The organism is Xanthobacter sp. NM-25, from assembly GCF_022138605.1.
Classification (GTDB): Bacteria; Pseudomonadota; Alphaproteobacteria; order Rhizobiales; family Xanthobacteraceae; genus Xanthobacter.
The window spans coordinates 252,028-269,999 of record NZ_JACBFS010000005.1 but is presented as its reverse complement, the minus strand read 5'-3'; the positions used below and the strand labels follow the sequence as shown (position 1 = coordinate 269,999).

The window sequence follows — 17,972 nt, the reverse complement described above, 5'->3', positions numbered from 1 at the left end:
CTCCCGGGAACCTCTCGCGGGTTCTCTTCTCAGATCGCGCCGGCCGTGCGCAGCCCGGCAATATCGTCCTCACTGTAGCCGAGGCCGGACAGGATGGACGCCGTGTGCTCGCCCAGCAGCGGCGGCGGCGCGCGCAGGCTGGCCGGCGTGCCGGACAGCTTCACCGGAAAACCCAGCTGGGGAATGGTGCCTTCCTGCGGATGCTCCATGTGCAGCAGCATCTGGCGATGCCGGGCATGGGGCGCCGCGAACGCCTCCTCCATGGACAGCACCGGACCCACCGGAATGTCGGCGGCCTCCAGCGCGCCCACCCAGGCATCGCGCGGGCGGGTGGCGAACAGGTCGGCAAGGGTGCGCTTCTGGGCCTCGCAGGCGGCGCCCTGCGGCCATTGCTCGGCCTTCAAGGCGGGCAGTTCCACCGCATCGCAGAAGCGGTGCCAGAAATGCTCCTCGATCAGGCCGAGGGCCACGTATTTTCCGTCGGCGCAGGCATAGACATTGTAGCAGGGCGCCTGGCCGATGAACGGCCGCTCGCCGCCCTTCGGCTCCAGCCCGGCGAACAGATGGTCGGCCGCGTGCAGCGCCAGCCAGGAGATGGCGCCGTCATGCATGGAAATATCCACGAACTGGCCCTTGCCGGTCACCCCGCGGGAGAGCAGCGCGGCAAGGATGCCGGTGGTGGCCATCAGCGAGCCGCCGCCCACATCGGCGATGGACAGGCCGGGCACGATCGGCCCTTCCCCCGCCTTGCCGAACAATTGCAGCGCGCCGGCCTCGGCCAGATAGTTGAGGTCGTGGCCCGGTTTCAGCCGGTTCGGCCCGTCCTGCCCGTAGCCGGAGATGGCGCAATAGACGAGGCGCGGGTTGTCCGCCGCCAGGCTCTCATAGGAGAGGCCGAGCCGCTCCATGACGCCAGGGCGGAAGCCCTCCAGCAGCACATCTGCGGTGCATGCCAGGCGCCGCAGGATGGCCTTGCCCTCCGGCGTCTTCAGGTTGAGGGTGAGGCTCTTCTTGTTGCGGTTGAGCAGCAGGAACGAGCCCGACACCGTCTTCGCCATGGGCGCGAAGGTGCGGTTGTAGTCGCCGCCATCGGGCTGCTCGATCTTGGTGACGTCGGCGCCGAGGTCCGCCAGCATCATGGAGCAGAAGGCCCCCGGCAGCAGCCGGGTGAGATCCAGCACCTTGAGGCCGTCGAGGGCCGGGGGAACCGTGGCGGGGCGCGCGGCGGCGGGGGGTGTGAGCATGGTCATGTGAGAGGTCCCCATCAGGCGGCGGTCCAGCCGCCATCCACCGCGAGCGAAGCTCCGGTGATGTAGCTGGCGGCGGGCGAGGCAAGGAACAGGCAGGCGCCCACGAGCTCGGACGGGTGCCCGAAGCGGCCCATGGGGGTGCGCCCCGTCACCCGCTCCGCAAGGGCGGGATTGGCGCGCAGGCCCTGCGTGAGATCGGTTTCAAAATAGCCGGGGGCCACGGCATTCACCCGCACCCCCTTGCGCGCCCATTCCAGCGCCAGCTGGCGCGTCATCAGCTCCACCCCGCCCTTGGCGGCGCAATAAGCGGTGGTCTTGGCCAGGGCCACGCGGCCGGCCACGGAGGTGACGTTGACGATGGCGCCCGCCCCCTGCGCCAGCATCACCCGTCCGGCCTCGCGGCAGGCCAGGAACACGCCGGTGAGGTTGGTGTCGATCACCGCCTGCCATTCGTCCAGGCTGGTGTCCTGGGCCGGCTTGTACCAGGGATTGATACCGGCATTGTTGACCAGCACGTCGATGCGGCCATAGGCATCGCGCACGGTGGCGCACAAGGCCTCCACATCCGCCGCGCGCGCCACGTCGGCGGGCACGCCGAGGGCCGAGCCGCCGCGCGCGGTGAGCGCCGCGACCGTCTCGGCGAGGGTGGCGGCGTCGCGCCCGGTGATCACCACATGGGCGCCCGCCGCCGCGAAGCCCTCGGCGAGGGCGCGGCCGAGCCCGCGGCCACCGCCGGTGACGATCACTACCTTGTCGGCCAGCCCGTCGGGCACCGCGGCCAGCGCCTGTGGAAAGACCCGCGCGCTCATGCCGCCGCCCTCCGTCCCTCGGCCTTGCCGAGCCGCCGGGCGATGTTCCAGCGGTGCACCTCCGACGGGCCGTCGTAGATGCGGAAGCCGCGCACGTCGCGGAAGATGCGCTCCACCTCCGTATCCCGCGTCATGCCGAGGCCGCCGAGAATCTGCAGGGCACGATCCACCACCCGGAAGATGGCTTCCGAGGCGTGCACCTTCACCATGGAGCTTTCCATGTTGGCCCGCTCGCCCTGGTCCAGCATCCAGGCGGCGTGCCAGATGCCGAGGCGGGTGGTGTGCAGGTCGATCTCATTGTCGGCGAGCATGAAGCCGACGCCCTCGTGGGCGATGAGCCGGGCCCCGAACGCCTCACGCTCGCGCGCAAAATGCGCGGCGATGTCATGCGCCCGCTGGGCAGCGCCGAGCCAGCGCATGCAATGGGTGAGGCGGGCCGGCACCAGCCGCACCTGGGCATAGCGGAAGCCCTCGCCCACCGCGCCCAGGACATCGCTTGCGGGAATGCGCAGGTTCTCGAAGACCACTTCGCCATGGCCGCCGGTGAAGGAGGAATCCAGCGTGTCCAGCTCCCGCGCCACGGCAAAGCCCTTCGCCGGCAGATCGGTGAGGAACATGGTGGCGCCCACGTCCTGCCCGTCCACCAGGGTGCGCGCCATGATGATGGCGAAAGCCGCCCCGTCGGCCCCGGTGATGAGCCACTTGCGGCCGTTGATGACGAAGCTGTCGCCGTCCTTGACGGCGGTGGTCTTGAGCAGCGTGGGGTCGGCGCCGGCGCCCGGGTGGGGCTCGGTCATGCAGAAGCAGGAGCGGGTCGCGCCCGCCGCCAGCGGCTTCAGCCAGCGCTCCTGCTGGGCCGGCGTCGCCACCGCCGCCATCAGGTGCATATTGCCCTCGTCGGGCGCCGCGATGTTGAGGGCCACCGGCCCCAGCATGGAATAGCCGGCCGCCTCGAACACCACCGCCCGGCCCACATGGGAGAGGCCGAGCCCGCCCCATCGCTGCGCCACATGGGGGCTCAGCAGGCCGGCGGCCCGGGCGGCGCCCACCAGCTCCTGCCGCAATGCGTCGGTGGGCCCGTGCGCGGTGCGGCGCGGATCGGCCTCGAAGGGAATGACCACGTCGCGCACGAAGCGTGCGGTGCGCGTGCGCAGCGCCGCAAGGTCCGGAGGGAGGGAGAAATCCATGGGGCGTCGCCTCAGAAGATCTTGTCGTTGACGATGTCGAGGGTGAAATCGAGCAGCTCGTCGCCGAGCACGCCGAACGGCGCGTAGCGCGCATCGGAGGTCTCGCCGGCGCGGTAGCGGGCGTGGAGCTGGTGGAACACCACGCCGAGCTTCAGCATGGTCAGCACGCGATAGGGCTTCAGCGCATCGAGCGTGCGCCCGGTGGCGCGGGCATAGGCCAGCGCCACCTGCTCGCGGCTGGCGAAGCCGGCCTTGGCGGTGGGCATCTGGGCGAGCCGGTGCATGCAGCCGGGGTCGCCCGGCTCGGTCCAGTAGCTGAGCAGGGTGGCGAGGTCGAACAGCGGGTCGCCGCGGGTGCCCATGTCCCAGTCCACCACCGCCACCGGCGTCAGGCGGGTCGGATCGAGCAGCATGTTGTCGAGCTTGAAGTCGTTGTGCAGCAGGGTCGGCGCGTTGCCGGCGGGCTCGCGCACCTGCTCCAGCCACCGGGCGATGGCGCGCACCGCCGGCGACACCGCGCCGTCGCCGATCCGCGCGGCGCGGGTGAGCCAGCCGTGGGCGGTGCGGGCGAAGAAGCCGGTGGGCCGGCCGAGATCCCCGAGCCCCACCGCGTCCGCATCCACCGCATGGATGGCTGCCAGCGTCTCCACCAGCAGCGCCGAGAGGCGCGCGCCGGTCTGCGCGCTCTCATCCAGCGGGGCGAGGCTGTCGCCGCGGATGGCGATGCCGGCGCGGAACTCGAGGATCTGGAACGGCGCGCCAGCCACGGCGGCGTCAGCGCACAGATGCAGGCTGCGCGGCGCCAGCGGTAGCGCCCGCCAGAGGCGGGAGAGAATGCGATGCTCGCGGGCCATGTCATGGGCGCCGGGCGGCAGCGGCCCGTCGGGCGGACGGCGCAGCACCGCCCAGCCACCATCGGCGAGGCGCAGCAGGTAGTTCAGATTGGCCAGCCCACCGGCGAACTGGCGCGGCGCCATCCCCGGGTCGAGGGCGAGGCCCACGCCGGCGAGGTGGCGGGAGATTGCCCCCCAATCCTGCGGCCGGCTCTCCTGCGCCCCGCGCAACGCGACGCCGGCCGGCACGGCCGCCGACGGGCCAGCAGCGCGGGCCTCGGATCTCGCCTCAGACATGAAACGTCCTTCTCGAATTGTCCGACCAAAATTGTCGGACCAAAATTGTCCGGTCAAGCATGAAAATGTGATGCAGAGCAGCGAAAAATCAGAATGCATCGCAGCAATTATATGAAATAACGTGAATTTTTAGAACACCCCGGAAAATCATCGTGTTCTTGACGAAAGACAGAGGCTCCTATTATCGTCGGATCATCAGATAAAAATAGCCTGGCAAAATGCACAGGCCGAGGGAGGCTCAGCCGTGAAACTTCACCAAGTCGGGATGCTTGCGCTTGCCTGCGCCATGGTCGCTCCGGCCCCGGCCCGCGCCGAGGGCGGGACGGCCATGGAGCAGTTCATGCCCATCGCCATCTACCGCACCGGGCCTTATGCGCCGGGCGGTTCGGGCATCTATGGGGCGTATGAGGACTATCTCACCCTGCTCAACCAGCGCGACGGGGGCGTCAATGGCGTGAAGCTGGTGCCCGAGGAATGCGAGACCGGCTACCAGCCCGACCGCATGATCGAGTGCTACGAGCGCCAGAAGGGCAAGGGCCCCACCGGCGCGGCCGCCTTCACCCCCTCCGGCACCGGCGGGGTGTATGCCCTCATCGACCGCATGACCGCGGACAAGATCCCCTCGGTCACCATCGGCTATGGCCGCACGGATTCGTCGGACGGCCGGGTCTTTCCCTATTTCTTCCCGCTGATCTCCAACTATTGGAGCGAGAATACCGCCACCATCCGCTTTATTGGCGAGAAGGAAGGCGGCATGGAGAAGCTGAAGGGCAAGAAGATCGCCAATGTGGTGATGGATTTCGCCGCCGGTCGTGAGACCCAGCCCATTCTCGACGCGCAGGCCAAGCGCTACGGCTTCGAGGTCACCACCTTCCCCATCGCCCCGCCCGGCCTCGACCAGCGCGCCGTGTGGCTCCAGGTGCGCCAGTACAAGCCGGACTGGGTGCTGTTCCGCGGCTGGGGCGCGGCCACCCCCACCGGCCTCAAGGAAGCCGCCCGCGCCGGCATCGCGCGCGATCGCATCATCGGCTGGTGGTGGTCGGGCTCCGAAGAGGACGTGACGCCGGCGGGCGCCGCCGCGAAGGGCTTCATCACCTCCCAGTTCCACGCCACCGGCGCCAATTATCCGGTGTTCGAGGACATCAAGAAGTATGTCTACGCCAAGGGCCTCGGCAATGTGGAGGAGAACCGCATCGGCTCGGTCTATTACGTGCGCGGCGTGCTGCACGGGGCGACCATCACCGAAGCCATGCGCACCGCCATGAAGAAGTTCGGCAACAAGCCGCTCACCGGCGATCAGGTGCGCTGGGGCCTGGAACACCTGACCATGACGCCCGAGCGCATCAAGGAGCTGGGCCTGGAGGGGCTGATGCCGGCCATCTCCGTCACCTGCGCCGATCACGAAGGCGGCGGCGCCATCCGCTTCCAGCAGTGGGACGGCGAGAAGTGGGTGATGATCTCCGACTGGATCAAGCCCGACCATGAGCTGGTGCGCCCCATGATCGAGGCCTCCGCCGCCAAGTATGCGCAGGAGAAGAACATCACCCCGCGCGACTGCGCCAAGGAGGACTGAGCCGGACGTCGCCACACCCACGGGAGGGACCACCATGACCCAGAACGTCGGGCGCCGGGATACCGCGGCCCAGAACACTGCCGCAGCCCCGGAAGACGCCTTGCTGACCATCAACGCCATCGAGGTGATGTACGGGCGCCTGGCGCTGGTGCTGCGGGCCCTCTCGCTCAGCGTGCCACGCCAGGGCGTGGTGGCCTTGCTCGGCGCCAATGGCGCAGGCAAGACCACCACCATGAAGGCGGTGGCCAACCTGCTGCGCTCGGAACGCGGCGAGATCACCCGCGGCTCCATCCACTATGACGGATCGCGCATCGACACGCTGGACGCCTGCGACCTCGCCGGCCGCGGGCTCTCCCTGGTGATGGAGGGGCGGCACTGCTTCCCCACCCTCTCGGTGGAGGAGAACCTGAAGGTGGGCGCCTTCTCCCGTCGCGACGGGGGGCGCGCCATCGCCGACAGCCTGGAGCTCGTCTACAGCTACTTCCCGCGTCTCAGGGAGCGGCGGAACATGGCCACCGGCTTCCTGTCCGGTGGCGAGCAGCAGATGTGCGCCATCGGCCGGGCGTTGATGGCCCGGCCGCGCCTGATCCTGCTGGACGAGCCCTCCATGGGCCTCGCCCCGCTGCTGGTGGAAGAGATCTTCGTCATCATCCGCGAGCTGAACCGCAAGGAGGGCATGAGCTTCCTCCTGGCCGAGCAGAACGCCTCGGTGGCGCTGCGCTATGCCACCTATGGCTATCTCATCGAAAGCGGGCGGGTGGTGCGCGAAGGCGCCCCCGAGGTCCTGATGGATGACCCGGAAATCCGCGCCTCCTATCTCGGCCTGGATGCCAGCGCCGCGCGCATGGGCGATGCCGCCCTCGCCGACCGCCGCCGCCGATGGCTCTCGTGACCCCGCTTCGCAAGGAACGCCCCATGAACAGCGCGCCGGATCACGCCGCTTTGTCACACCTGGCGCCGGCGGGCACCCTGCCCCAGGCGCTCCTCGCCGCCGCCCGCGACCACGCCGGCCGCCCGGCCCTGCGCCACAAGCGCGCCGGCATCTGGCACAGCTGGAGTTTCGAGGCCTATCTCGGCCATGTGGCCGCCATGGCCCGGCTGCTGGATGGCATGGGCCTTCGCGCCGGCAGCGTGCTCGCCACCGTGGGCGAGAACCGGCCGGAATTCTATGCCGCCCATCTCGCCGCCCAGGCGCTGGGCGCGGCGGCCATGCCCCTGAGCGGGGAATTCCTGCGGCGCTTCGGCGCCCCCGCGCAGACCCCGGACCTGGTGCTGTGCGACGGCGCCGAGGCGGCGCTGCTGTGGCAGGCCCGCCTGCCGGGCTTCTCCGGCCCGCTGCTGCGGCTCGACGAGATCGCCCCCAACCCCGATGTCGACCGCGACGAGGCGGTGGCCTGGCTTGCCATCCGCGCGGCCGGGCCCGGCGCCGCCGACACCGCCCTCGTCCTTCATGACGACACCGCTGAGGGCCTGCCGGCGCCGGTGGCCCTCTCCCACGCGGCCCTGCTGCAGGCCGGCCGCGCCACCCTCAACGAGCTGGGCCTCGGGGCGCGCGACACCACCCTCGCCTTCCTGCCCATGTCCGGCATCGCCGATGCCGCCACCAGCCTCGTGCAGCCGCTGGTCAGCGGCCTGTGCGTCCATTGCGTGGAGGGCCCGGCCACCTTCCCCCTGGACCTGCAGGAGGTGGCCCCCACCTATCTGTGCGCGCCCGCGCGGGTGTTCGAGCTGCTCGATCGCTCCATCACCGCGCGGCTCGGCACCCAGAGCGGCGTCGGCCGCGCCCTGCAGCGCCTGGCGCGGGCGGGCCTGCCCGGTGGCACGCTGCTGTTCGCGGCGCCGCTCCTCAACGCCCTCGGCCTCAGCCGCTGCCGATGCGCCGTGGTCACCGGAGCAGAGCCGGAGCCGGGCATGGTGGCGCGCCTGCTCGGCTATGGCGTGCCGCTGCGCACCGAATATGCGCAGACCGCGGCGGGGGCCATCGTGCCTGCGGCCCCCGCGACTCCCGCTGAGGGTGGGCGGTGCCCCCTCGCCCATGTGGAGGCGCTGCTGCGCGACACGCCGGAGATCGAGCGCGCCCGCGTCAGCGCCACCGACAACGGCCTGCTCGCGGAGATCGCCTTCGACCCCGCCGCGCTCGACCGCTTCCTGGAGGCCAACGGCCTGCCCGCCGGGGAAGGCGCCAGCGCGCTGCCCGCCGTGCGCAGCCTGGCCGACCGGGCGGTGGCCGCGGTGAATGCCGGCCGCAGCGGCGCCGCGCCAAAGATCACCACCGTGCGCATCCGCCCCCAGGGCTTCAGCCCCGCCGAGCTGACCCTGACGGGCGAGGTCCGGCGCTCCGGCCCGACGGCTCCCCGGGTCGGAGCGCCGGCGGCGCATCAGGCCCGCCCCGCCGGCGGCCCGGCGCCGCGCAGCGGCGGGGCGGTGCTGATGGAGATCCGCGATGTGAGCGTCGCCTTCGGTGGCGTGAAGGCGCTGACCGACGTCTCCCTCGACGTGCGGGCCGGCGAGATCCTCTCCGTCATCGGCCCCAACGGCGCCGGCAAGACCTCGCTGCTCAACGTGCTCAACGGCGTCTACCACCCCCGCGCGGGCACCATCACCTTCCGCGGCAAGACCCGGGCGCGGATGCGCCCGGCCTTCGCGGCGCGCTCCGGCATCGGGCGCACCTTCCAGCACGTCTCCCTGTTCAAGGGCATGAATGTCATCGACAACGTGATGGTGGGGCGCGCCGCACGCTTTCGCGCCTCGGTGCTGGCCAAGACCCTGCGGCTGCCGGCGGCCGCCCGCGAGGAAAGCCGCGAGCGCGCCGCCGCCGAGCGGATCCTCGCCTTTCTCGACCTGGAGCATCTGCGCAAGGTGCCGGTGGCCACCCTGCCCTATGGCGTGCAGAAGCGGGTGGAGCTGGCCCGCGCCCTGGCCACCGAGCCGAGCCTGCTGCTGCTCGACGAGCCCATGGCCGGCATGACCCACGAGGAGAAGGCCGACATGTGCGGCTTCATCCGCGCGGTGAACGAGAGCTTCGGCACCACCATCCTCATCATCGAGCACGACATCGGCGTGGTGATGGGCCTGTCCGACCGGGTGGTGGTGCTGAACTACGGCCGCAAGATCGCCGATGGCCCGCCCGACGCGGTGCGGGCCGACCCTGACGTCATCGCCGCCTATCTCGGCTCTGCCGCCATCGGCGGCACGGCTGCCTGAGGAGCGCTCCCATGTCCGATTTCTCCTTCTTTCTCGAAGTGGTGGTGGGCGGGCTGCTGTCCGGCGTCATGTACACTCTGGTGGCTCTCGGCTTCGTGCTGATCTTCAAGGCCTCCGGCGTGTTCAACTTCGCCCAGGGCGCCATGGTGCTGTTCGCCGCGCTCACGTTCGTCGGCTTCACCGAATACGGGCTGCCCTATTGGGCCGCCTTCCTGGTGACGCTGGTGGTGATGATGGCGCTGGCGGTGGGCATCGAACGCGCCGTGCTGCGCCCGCTGCTGGGGCAGGACGCCATGATCCTGTTCATGGCCACCATCGGCCTGTCCATCTTCCTCGAGGGCCTGGCCCAGCTCATCTGGGGCACCGGGGTGCGCGGGCTCGATCTCGGCATTCCCGATGATCCCATCGAATGGGGCGGCATCCTGGTCTCGCAGTTCGACCTCTCCACCGCGGTCATGGCGGCGGTGCTGGTGGCGGTGCTCTCGGTGTTCTTCAGCACCACCCGCATCGGCCGCGCCCTGCGCGCGGTGGCGGACGACACCCAGGCCGCCCAGGTGGCGGGGGTGCCGCTCGGCTTCATCTGGGCCGTGGTATGGGGCGTCGCCGGCTTCATCGCCCTGGTGGCCGGCCTGGTGTGGGGCGCCCGGCTGGGCGTGCAGTTCGCCCTGACCCTGGTGGCGCTCAAAGCACTGCCGGTGATGATCCTCGGCGGCTTCAACTCCATCGCCGGCGCCATCGTCGCCGGTCTCGTCATCGGCGTCAGCGAAAAGCTGGCCGAGGTCTATCTCGGCCCGTTCGTGGGCGGGGGCATCGAGAACTGGTTCCCCTACGCCCTTGCCGTCGCCGTCCTCCTGTGGCGCCCCACCGGCCTGTTCGGCGCCGCCCGTATCGCGAGGGTCTGACCCATGTTCTATCGAGACGCCGGAGCGCTCAAGACCTCCTACGCCCAGGATGCGGCGCTGTTTCCCCTCGCCTTCGACCGCCGCGCCATGATCGCCTTGGTGCTGGTGGCCGGCGTGGTGGTGCCGCTGGTGGCCAGCGACTATTGGCTGGGTTCCATCCTGCTGCCGTTCCTCATCCTGTCCCTGGCCGCCATCGGCCTCAACATCGTCACCGGCTATGCCGGCCAGCTCTCGCTGGGCTCAGCCGCCTTCATGGCGGTGGGCGCCTATGCGGCGCTGAACCTGGTGGCGCGCGTGCCGGCGCTGCCCTTCCCCCTCTCCCTCGCCCTCGCCGGCCTCATCGCCGGCCTGGTGTCGGCGCTGTTCGGCCTGCTCAGCCTGCGCATCCGCGGCTTCTATGTGGCGGTCGCCACCCTGGCGGCCCAATTCTTCATTGAATGGCTCTGCACCCACGTGCCGTGGCTGCTGCTCGACAACCATTCCGGCGTGGTCTCCACCCCCACCCTGGGCTGGCTCGGCTTCGAGGTGGCCTCGATCCCGGCCCGCTACGTCACCGCCCTGATCATCGTCGCCGGCCTGGCGGTGCTCGCCATGAACCTGGTGCGCTCGGAACTGGGGCGGGCCTGGATGGCGGTGCGCGACCACGAGACCGCCGCCGAGCTGACCGGGGTGGATACCGTGCGCGCCAAGCTCTCCGCCTTCGCGGTGAGCGGCTTCTACTGCGGGGTGGCGGGCGCGCTCTGGAGCTTCCTCTATATCGGCACCATCGAAATCGAGGCTTTCTCGCTTCACCGCTCCTTCCAGATCCTCTTCATGATCATCATCGGTGGCCTCGGCTCCGTCATGGGGTCCTTCCTCGGCGCCGCCTTCATCGTGCTGCTGCCCGTCGCCATCACCAACGGGGCCGCGGTGTTCGGCTCGGCCATCAAGCCGGACGTCATCGCCAACCTGGAATTGATGATCTTCGGCGCGCTCATCGTCGGCTTCCTGATCCTGGAACCGCACGGCCTCGCGCGGCTCGTCAGCCATGCCAAGGCGCGCCTGCGGCGCTGGCCGCTGCGCTACTGATCCGCCTGTTCTCAAGGGGTTAACATGACCTTCTCCCACATCCGGGTCGACACTCAAGGCCGCGTCGGCACCATCACCCTGGCCCGGCCGGAGGCCCTCAACGCCCTCAACTCGGCCATGATCGCCGAGATCACCACCGCCCTCGCCACGTTCGAGACGACGCCGGAGATCGGCGCCATCGTCATCACCGGCTCCGACCGCGCCTTCGCCGCCGGCGCCGACATCAAGGAAGCCGCCAGCCGCACCTATCCCGACACCCTGCTGGAGAATTTCCTGGCCAGCTGGGACGTGGTGGCCCGCGCCCGCAAGCCGCTGGTGGCGGCCGTGGCGGGCTATGCCCTTGGCGGCGGCTGCGAAATGGCGATGATGTGCGACCTCATCATCGCCGCCGACACGGCCCGCTTCGCACTGCCAGAGGTCACCATCGGCATCATGCCCGGCGCCGGCGGCACCCAGCGCCTCTCACGCTGGGTGGGCAAGGCCAAGGCCATGGACCTGTGCCTCACGGGCCGTCAGATCGACGCCGCCGAAGCGGAGCGCATCGGCCTGGTTTCGCGCGTGGTCCCCGCCGCCGAGCTGCTGCCGACCGCACATGCCATCGCCGCCACCATCGCCGAGAAATCGCTGCCGGTGGTGCTGAGCATCAAGGAAAGCGTCAACCGTGCCTATGACACCTCCCTGTCGGAGGGGCTGGGCTTCGAGCGGCGGGTATTCCAGGCGCTGTTCGCCACGGCCGACCAGAAGGAAGGCATGGCCGCCTTCGTGGAAAAACGTCCGCCCCGCTTCACCCACCGCTGACGCAGCCCGGCGCCGTGCGTGCGACCCGCGCGCGCTGGACCCGAGACCGGATGCCCACCATCTCAGCCACACGAGAAGCAGAACACAAAACTGATTTTACTCATCAATACTGATGTTTATCGCGCATGATGGCGCCCAAACCCGTGCCAAGGACTCCTCCAGCCCAGGCTCAGATCTTGCCGTAACCGTGCAATGCGGCGCCGCCGAAGCGATCACGTCGCGGGCAATCTGCCGATGCGCAGGTCGTCGGGGCGAGCGGTGGCAGACGTCAACCGCGGATGACGATCAGGGGGCCGATCCTGAAGGTGGACACGCCGAGGGCGCGTTGGATGAAGGAAAGCGTGGCGGTGGTGTCGGTGATAGCGAGAGTACCGCTGACGCGACGCTGGGCCAGCTCCTCGCCAGCGATCACGATCCGGCCGGAGAAGTGGCGGCTCATTTCCTCGACGACGAAGGACAACGGTGCGCCGTCCACCACCAGCTGGCCGCGCCGCCACGCCAGCGCCAGCGTGGGGTCGCTCGGCTTCACCTCGCTCGTTCCCGTCCCGCGGTTCAGGATGCCCTGCTGCCCCTCGGCAACCCGCACCGCGGGGCGCCCGCTCTCGGCGAACTCCACCAGCACGGCGTGCTGCGTGACCGTCACGTCGGTCTCCGCCTCGCCCAGGCGCACGTCGAAGGCGGTGCCGAGGGCCACCACCCGGGCATTCCCCACCTCCACGCCGAACGGGCGCGCGGGATCACGCGCGACCTGGAAGAAGGCCTGCCCCCGCAGCAGCCGCACGGTGCGCTGCGCACCGTCATAATCATAGGCCACCGCCGATGATGCATTGAGCTGCATGGTGCTGCCGTCCGCCAAGGCGATCACGGGCCGTTCGCCGGCACCCGAGATGACATCCGCCTGAAGGCGCATGGGACCATCCAGTGCCACGAACAGGCCCCCGGCAAGGGCGAGGGCCAGAAGGCAGCCCGCCACCGGTTTGGCGACACTGCGCGGCTTCACCTTGAAGCTGCGGAGCTCGGGATCGGACTCGATGGCAGCGCGGGCATCGCCCATCAGCAGTTCCGCGAGCTCATAGGCACGGCGGTTGCCCGGGTCCTCGTCCAGCCAGAGCTGAAAGGCCGCCCTGTCGCTCGCGGATGAGGATGCATCGCGGTTGCGCAGCAGCCATTCCGCAGCCTCCACATGGCGTCGATGTTGCGCGCGCGCGCCTTGCCTGGTTGGCATCGGGGGTCCCGAAAGTCTCGCAGTCTCACTCAGTAGACGAGCCGGCCTATCAAAATGGGACATCTAGAGCAATTTCGCGCGACGCGGGTAGCACCTTTCTCGCGGGGAGCGACGTAAAACCAGGCAACCGGGGGCCGGCCGGCCATCAGCCGTGCAGAAGAAGCCGGTCGAGGCAATGGGCCAGAGCCTGCCGCAGGTGGCGGTCCACCATGTTGCGGCTGATCTTCAATCGCCGCGCGATCTCAGCCGGCGACATATGATGCAGCCGGTGCATGATGAAGACCGCCCGGCGTCGCGGCGGCAGTTCGCCGATGGCCTCCCGCAGGATGATGATCCGCGCCTCGATATCCAGGCCCCGGTCGGGGGCGGCCGCATCCGCCGGCACGACACAGGCCTCTTCCTCCGTGCCGGAGAACAGGCGCATCTCGAACCGCTCGCGCCGGAAACGGTCGATGCCCAGATTAACGGCGGCGCGGCACAGGAAGGCGCGGATCGAGCGCTTGTCCCGCAGCACGTCAGGTTGCGCAGCCAGCTTGACGTAGAGGTCGTGCACGATGTCCAGCGCGGCACCACGGGAATGGCCGCGCCGGCGCACGGCGGCCGTGATCTCCTCGTAATGCGCCTCGATGGCCCGATTCAGCAATTCGTTGCTGTCGATATTGGTCGAGCAGGTCAGAGAGCTCGAGAGAGATGCCATCGCCGCAATTCCATAGAGGATATCCGTGGCGCACTGCGTCCCGGGCGAGGGAAAAAGAGACCGGCAGGAGCCTACCGCCACCCACTAGTCTTCCGCCTCGCGCCTCTGCCGCGGTGAGCGCCAACCGATTGACCGGTCCGAGATGAATACATGATGGTAAAATATAGGCAGATGGGAAAATCATTCAATAACAATAACTTAGAACTACTCCAGATCTGCTTGAGTGAACCCGAGGAGAAACCCGGGGCGCGCCGGTTAATGGCTGATATAGCTCAACGAATCCGGCCCATAGCCGGCCGCCCGCCGTGGTGTGCCCCCACAGCCGCCGGTCAATTTCCACGCAGTGTTGCCCTTACGCAACGCCACCTCCTCCCGCCGCCATGGGCCCGACCGGCAAGAGGGACGCACATAGCGGGACGCACATGGGCGTGCCGGTCACCGGATCGGGCACGACGGTGGCGGCGACACCAAAGACCGTAGCGATGGCCTCGGCCGTGAGGACCTGCGCGGGTGCGCCGGCGGCCATGATCCGCCCGGCCTTCAGCAACACCATGTGATCGACATAGCGGGCCGCCTGGTTGAGGTCGTGCAGCACGGCGACGAATGTCTTGCCGCGGCCGCGGACCAGTTCCACCACCAGTTCCATCACCTCGATCTGGTGCGCCAGATCCAGGAAGCTGGTGGGCTCATCCAGCAGGACGATCTCCGCTTCCTGCGCCAGGGTCATCGCGATCCAGGCGCGCTGGCGCTGGCCACCGGACAGATCCGCCAGGGGACGATCGCGCAGGACCGCCATGTCGGTGAGCCGCAGGGCCTCGTCGCATGCAGCGACATCGCGCGCAGACCAGCGCTCGAACAGGGCGCGGTGCGGATAGCGGCCCTGCTGAACGAGATCGAACACCGTGAGGCCTTCCGGTGCGATCGGCCCCTGCGCCAGCAGGCTGACCCGCTTCGCCAGCGCCTTCACCGGCAAGCGGGAAATGGCCTCGCCGTCCAGAAGCACCGCGCCCTCCCGCGGCGCCAGAAGACCCGCCAGGGCGTGCAGCAGGGTGGACTTGCCACTGCCGTTCGGCCCCACCAGAGCGGTGAAGGCACCCGGCGGAACCGCAAGGTCCAGCTCGCGCAGGATCAGGCTGCGCCCATAGCCGGCGGAGAGGTTCCGGGCACGCAGCCCGCCTTGATCGTCACACGGCGACATGGCGACGTCCCCAGAGCAGATAACCGAAGAACGGCGCACCGACGAGCGCGGTCATCAGGCCCGCAGGCAGCTCCACCGGCGCCACCACCGTACGGCCCAGAAGATCCGCCGCCATCACCATGGCCGCGCCGATCAGCGCCGCCACCGGGATGACGCGGCGGTGGCCTGGACCGACCAGGCCGCGCGCCATGTGCGGCGCCATCAGCCCGACGAAACCGATCAGGCCGGCGGCCGCCACGGCGGCGCCCGACAGAAGGGCGCACAGCAGGATCATGACGGCGCGCGCGCCCTCCACCCGCTGCCCCAGACTGCGCGCGACCTGGTCGCCGAAGCGGATGAGATCGAGGTCGCGACAGGACAACAGCGCCACCGTCAGCGCCGGCAGCAGCCAGAGGGCAAGGATCCGCACCTTGTCCCAATCGGCGAGATAGAGGCTGCCTGCCAGCCAGATCAGCGCCCGCTGCACCTCCTTCACATCGCCGAAGGCGGTCATCAAGGTGGTGGCGGCGGTGGCCAGGGCGCTGACGCCGATGCCGATCAGGATGATCCGGAGCGACGCGGTTCCATTGCGCCAGGACAGCGCATAGACCGCCAGGGTCGCCGCACCCGCACCGGCAAAACCGGCCACCGGCAGGAGCTGCGCGTCGCTGACGCCGCATGCGACGATCACCGTCGTGGTCGCCAGCGCCGCGCCGGCATTGATGCCGAGCAACCCCGGTTCGGCCAGCGGATTGCGCATCAGGGCCTGGGCGATGGTCCCGGCCACGGCGAGGCTGACGCCCACCAGCACCTCGAGGAGCACCCGCGGCAGGCGCAGATCCATGATGATCATGTACGCCTGGGGGCTCAGCGGCGGGCCGCCGAAGAGCCCCTGAACGAGCGCGCCGAGCGGAACCCCATGATCGCCGACCCCCAGCCCGGCGGCCGCGAGCACGCCGATGGCGAGCAACAGGGAGAGGACGCAGGCGGTCATCGCAAGCTCCCCAACCTGCCATGGGCCAGCGCGATGAAGAACGGCGCGCCGATGAGAGCCATGGTAACGCCGACGGGAAAGCTTTGATTGGAAAAGAGAAGACGCCCCACGATATCACCCGCCAGCACCAGCAGGGCGCCGCCGGCCGCGCAGAAGGGGATGATCCAGCGGTAGTCGAAGCCGATGGTCATGCGCACCATGTGCGGCACCACCAGCCCTACGAGGCTGATGGGCCCGGCCAGCGCCACCGCCCCGCCCGCCAGCAGGATCACCAGCACCACAGCGACGCTCCGCCAGGCGAGGGGATGCTGCCCCACCGACCGCGCCGCCGTGGCCCCCAGGCTGAGGGTCATGAGATGACGGCCGAGCAGCAGCGCGCCCACCAGCCCGGCGATCATGTAAGGCGAGACCGCGAGCACCTGGTCCATGGTCCGCCCTGCGAGCGAGCCGGCGGTCCAGAGCCGTACGGCATCAAGGGTGGTCTGGTCGAAGATGAGGATCGCGGTGGTCAGGGAGGTCAGGAAGGTGGTGAGCACCGCCCCGGCCAGCACCAGCCGCGTGGTGACGCCGCTGCGTGGCCCGAGGGCGCCGACCGCATAGGTGACCACGGCGGCGGCGCCGGCCCCGGCGAAGGCGAACCAGACGAAGACGCTGCTCGAGCCGATGCCGAACAGGCTGATGGCGATGACCACGGCGAAGGCGGCGCCGGCGTTGATGCCGAACAGGCCGGGCGACGCGAGAGGATTGGCGGTGACCGCCTGCATGATGGCCCCGGCCACCGCCAGCGCCCCGCCACAGAGCAGCCCAGCCAGCACCCGCGGCAGGCGCAGCGTCCACACCACCAGATGCTCCCGCGAGCCATCGAACGCGAACAGCGCCTGCACCACGTCGGCACCGCCTATGCGCGCGCTGCCGACCACGGCAGACCCCAGCGCCGCCACGATGACGAGACCAGTGAGCGCGGCGAGGGCCACCCCCTTATTGCCTTCGGACATCATGGAACAGGACGTTCCGCGAGGATGTAGCGCTCCACATCGTCGAGGATACGATGGGCGGAAGCGACGCTGTTGAAGCCCATCCAGGCGCCCCGCTCGAGGCGATGCACATGGCCTGCGCGGGCGGCGGGCAACATCTGCCACAGGGGATTGTTCAGCGTCTCGGCGGCCAGCGCATCGTCCTTCGCGGGATCGTAGGCGTTGACGACCACATAGAGGATCACATCGCCATCGAGGGCCGCGAGGGCTTCCCAATCCGGACGCCGGAACACCGTGTCGTCGCTGGTGGTCTCATAGGCCGTGCGCTTCACCCCCGCCTCCCGCAGCACCGCATAGGGCGCGTATGCCTTCGGCCCATCGAGATAGACCTGGAAGCCGTAGGGGGCGATGCGGATAACGGAAACCTTCTGCTCCGGCGCGCGGGCCCGCAGCGCCGCGGCGCGCGCCTCATAGGCGTGCAGGTTCTGCAGCGCCGCCTCCATCTGCCCGGTGGCCGCGCCCAGCGCCAGATAATGCGCCTTCCAGTCATCGGCGGTGATGAGCACCGTGGGCGCGATGCGCGTCACCCGCTCCCTGAGCTCGCCGTGCATCTGCCCGATGCCGATGATCAGATCCGGCTCCAAGGCGATGATCTTCTCCAGGCTCGGCTGCCGGAAATCGCCGATGTCCACCACCCCCGCCTGCCGAGCCCCCTCGACCACCGCTGCGTCCGCCGCCGTGGAAAGGGGCGCCCCCACTACAGCAACGCCGAGCTCACGCGCCATTCCAAGGCTGAAGTACGGATCGAGCACTACCACGCGCTGCGGCTGCTCCGGCACGCAGACGGACGCGCCGAGGATATGCTCCGCGACCACCCGGCCGTCACATCCCCCTCCGAAGGCCCCCGGTGGGAGCCACAGGCACAGGAGCAGCGGCACGAGACGCCCCGCCCAACGCGCCGCGCACGCGCCGGTCCGCCGGCCG

Annotated in this window: 16 protein-coding genes and 1 pseudogene; 7 read left to right on the top strand and 10 right to left on the bottom strand. The window is 69.6% G+C overall.

The window, feature by feature from the left end:
• Positions 1–29 precede the first annotated feature (29 nt).
• From MEU52_RS15565 to MEU52_RS15550, 4 genes are read right to left on the bottom strand one after another with little or no spacing between them, the layout of a single operon-like run.
• Positions 30–1,250, bottom strand: coding sequence for a CaiB/BaiF CoA transferase family protein (locus tag MEU52_RS15565; RefSeq protein WP_238122232.1), 1,221 nt, complete (start codon positions 1,248–1,250; stop codon positions 30–32).
• 14 nt (positions 1,251–1,264) lie between these two features.
• Positions 1,265–2,059, bottom strand: coding sequence for an SDR family NAD(P)-dependent oxidoreductase (locus tag MEU52_RS15560; RefSeq protein WP_238122233.1), 795 nt, complete (start codon positions 2,057–2,059; stop codon positions 1,265–1,267).
• Positions 2,056–3,246, bottom strand: coding sequence for an acyl-CoA dehydrogenase family protein (locus tag MEU52_RS15555; protein ID WP_238122234.1), 1,191 nt, complete (start codon positions 3,244–3,246; stop codon positions 2,056–2,058). Before MEU52_RS15555 ends, MEU52_RS15560 begins: the two co-directional genes overlap by 4 nt.
• 11 nt (positions 3,247–3,257) lie before the next feature.
• Positions 3,258–4,376, bottom strand: a complete 1,119-nt coding sequence (locus MEU52_RS15550; RefSeq protein WP_238122235.1) for a phosphotransferase family protein — start codon at positions 4,374–4,376, stop codon at positions 3,258–3,260.
• Positions 4,377–4,620: 244 nt separating this feature from the next.
• Between MEU52_RS15550 and MEU52_RS15545 the strand changes: the two genes are divergently transcribed.
• From MEU52_RS15545 to MEU52_RS15515, 7 genes and pseudogenes are all read left to right on the top strand, one after another.
• A complete protein-coding gene (locus MEU52_RS15545; RefSeq protein WP_238122236.1) occupies positions 4,621–5,949 on the top strand; it encodes an ABC transporter substrate-binding protein in 1,329 nt (442 codons plus the stop codon).
• A 34-nt stretch (positions 5,950–5,983) separates the two neighbouring features.
• Complete coding sequence (locus MEU52_RS15540; RefSeq protein WP_238122237.1) at positions 5,984–6,841, top strand: ABC transporter ATP-binding protein; 858 nt, start codon at positions 5,984–5,986, stop codon at positions 6,839–6,841.
• A pseudogene (locus tag MEU52_RS15535) lies at positions 6,829–8,001 on the top strand (AMP-binding protein); the annotation flags it as partial. The gene MEU52_RS15540 and the pseudogene MEU52_RS15535, both read left to right, overlap by 13 nt.
• 378 nt (positions 8,002–8,379) lie before the next feature.
• Positions 8,380–9,153 (top strand): ABC transporter ATP-binding protein, encoded by a 774-nt coding sequence (locus MEU52_RS15530; protein ID WP_238122457.1) that lies wholly within the window; start codon positions 8,380–8,382, stop codon positions 9,151–9,153.
• A gap of 11 nt (positions 9,154–9,164) precedes the next feature.
• Entirely contained in the window at positions 9,165–10,055 is an 891-nt protein-coding gene (locus tag MEU52_RS15525; RefSeq protein WP_238122238.1) for a branched-chain amino acid ABC transporter permease, read from the top strand.
• A 3-nt stretch (positions 10,056–10,058) separates the two neighbouring features.
• Entirely contained in the window at positions 10,059–11,123 is a 1,065-nt protein-coding gene (locus MEU52_RS15520; RefSeq protein WP_238122239.1) for a branched-chain amino acid ABC transporter permease, read from the top strand.
• 24 nt (positions 11,124–11,147) lie between these two features.
• Positions 11,148–11,921, top strand: a complete 774-nt coding sequence (locus MEU52_RS15515) for an enoyl-CoA hydratase (protein WP_238122240.1) — start codon at positions 11,148–11,150, stop codon at positions 11,919–11,921.
• 268 nt (positions 11,922–12,189) lie between these two features.
• Here the strand turns inward: MEU52_RS15515 and MEU52_RS15510 are convergent, their stop codons facing one another.
• From MEU52_RS15510 to MEU52_RS15485, 6 genes are all read right to left on the bottom strand, one after another.
• On the bottom strand, positions 12,190–13,146 hold the full coding sequence (locus tag MEU52_RS15510) for a FecR family protein (RefSeq protein WP_238122241.1): 957 nt from the start codon (positions 13,144–13,146) through the stop codon (positions 12,190–12,192).
• Between the two features lie 145 nt (positions 13,147–13,291).
• Entirely contained in the window at positions 13,292–13,843 is a 552-nt protein-coding gene (locus MEU52_RS15505; protein WP_238122242.1) for an RNA polymerase sigma factor, read from the bottom strand.
• A gap of 352 nt (positions 13,844–14,195) precedes the next feature.
• Complete coding sequence (locus tag MEU52_RS15500) at positions 14,196–15,041, bottom strand: ABC transporter ATP-binding protein (protein WP_238122243.1); 846 nt, start codon at positions 15,039–15,041, stop codon at positions 14,196–14,198.
• Entirely contained in the window at positions 15,028–16,014 is a 987-nt protein-coding gene (locus MEU52_RS15495; protein ID WP_238122244.1) for a FecCD family ABC transporter permease, read from the bottom strand. Before MEU52_RS15495 ends, MEU52_RS15500 begins: the two co-directional genes overlap by 14 nt.
• Positions 16,011–17,012 carry a FecCD family ABC transporter permease gene (locus MEU52_RS15490; protein ID WP_238122245.1) on the bottom strand — a complete coding sequence of 334 codons (1,002 nt, stop codon included), beginning with the start codon at positions 17,010–17,012 and terminating at the stop codon, positions 16,011–16,013. The genes MEU52_RS15495 and MEU52_RS15490 overlap by 4 nt, the downstream gene beginning before the upstream one ends.
• Positions 17,009–17,863 carry an iron-siderophore ABC transporter substrate-binding protein gene (locus MEU52_RS15485; protein WP_238122246.1) on the bottom strand — a complete coding sequence of 285 codons (855 nt, stop codon included), beginning with the start codon at positions 17,861–17,863 and terminating at the stop codon, positions 17,009–17,011. Before MEU52_RS15485 ends, MEU52_RS15490 begins: the two co-directional genes overlap by 4 nt.
• Positions 17,864–17,972 lie beyond the last annotated feature (109 nt).

What these genes read in the sequence shown, in the direction of transcription:
- MEU52_RS15510 (WP_238122241.1), bottom strand. Translation starts at nt 13,146, where the DNA reads ATGCCAACCAGGCAAGGCGCGCGCGCGCAACATCGACGCCATGTGGAG.
- MEU52_RS15530 (WP_238122457.1), top strand. Translation starts at nt 8,380, where the DNA reads ATGGAGATCCGCGATGTGAGCGTCGCCTTCGGTGGCGTGAAGGCGCTG.
- MEU52_RS15495 (WP_238122244.1), bottom strand. Translation starts at nt 16,014, where the DNA reads ATGACCGCCTGCGTCCTCTCCCTGTTGCTCGCCATCGGCGTGCTCGCG.
- MEU52_RS15550 (WP_238122235.1), bottom strand. Translation starts at nt 4,376, where the DNA reads ATGTCTGAGGCGAGATCCGAGGCCCGCGCTGCTGGCCCGTCGGCGGCC.
- MEU52_RS15490 (WP_238122245.1), bottom strand. Translation starts at nt 17,012, where the DNA reads ATGATGTCCGAAGGCAATAAGGGGGTGGCCCTCGCCGCGCTCACTGGT.
- MEU52_RS15560 (WP_238122233.1), bottom strand. Translation starts at nt 2,059, where the DNA reads ATGAGCGCGCGGGTCTTTCCACAGGCGCTGGCCGCGGTGCCCGACGGG.
- MEU52_RS15565 (WP_238122232.1), bottom strand. Translation starts at nt 1,250, where the DNA reads ATGACCATGCTCACACCCCCCGCCGCCGCGCGCCCCGCCACGGTTCCC.
- MEU52_RS15540 (WP_238122237.1), top strand. Translation starts at nt 5,984, where the DNA reads ATGACCCAGAACGTCGGGCGCCGGGATACCGCGGCCCAGAACACTGCC.
- MEU52_RS15555 (WP_238122234.1), bottom strand. Translation starts at nt 3,246, where the DNA reads ATGGATTTCTCCCTCCCTCCGGACCTTGCGGCGCTGCGCACGCGCACC.
- MEU52_RS15505 (WP_238122242.1), bottom strand. Translation starts at nt 13,843, where the DNA reads ATGGCATCTCTCTCGAGCTCTCTGACCTGCTCGACCAATATCGACAGC.
- MEU52_RS15515 (WP_238122240.1), top strand. Translation starts at nt 11,148, where the DNA reads ATGACCTTCTCCCACATCCGGGTCGACACTCAAGGCCGCGTCGGCACC.
- MEU52_RS15525 (WP_238122238.1), top strand. Translation starts at nt 9,165, where the DNA reads ATGTCCGATTTCTCCTTCTTTCTCGAAGTGGTGGTGGGCGGGCTGCTG.
- MEU52_RS15520 (WP_238122239.1), top strand. Translation starts at nt 10,059, where the DNA reads ATGTTCTATCGAGACGCCGGAGCGCTCAAGACCTCCTACGCCCAGGAT.
- MEU52_RS15500 (WP_238122243.1), bottom strand. Translation starts at nt 15,041, where the DNA reads ATGTCGCCGTGTGACGATCAAGGCGGGCTGCGTGCCCGGAACCTCTCC.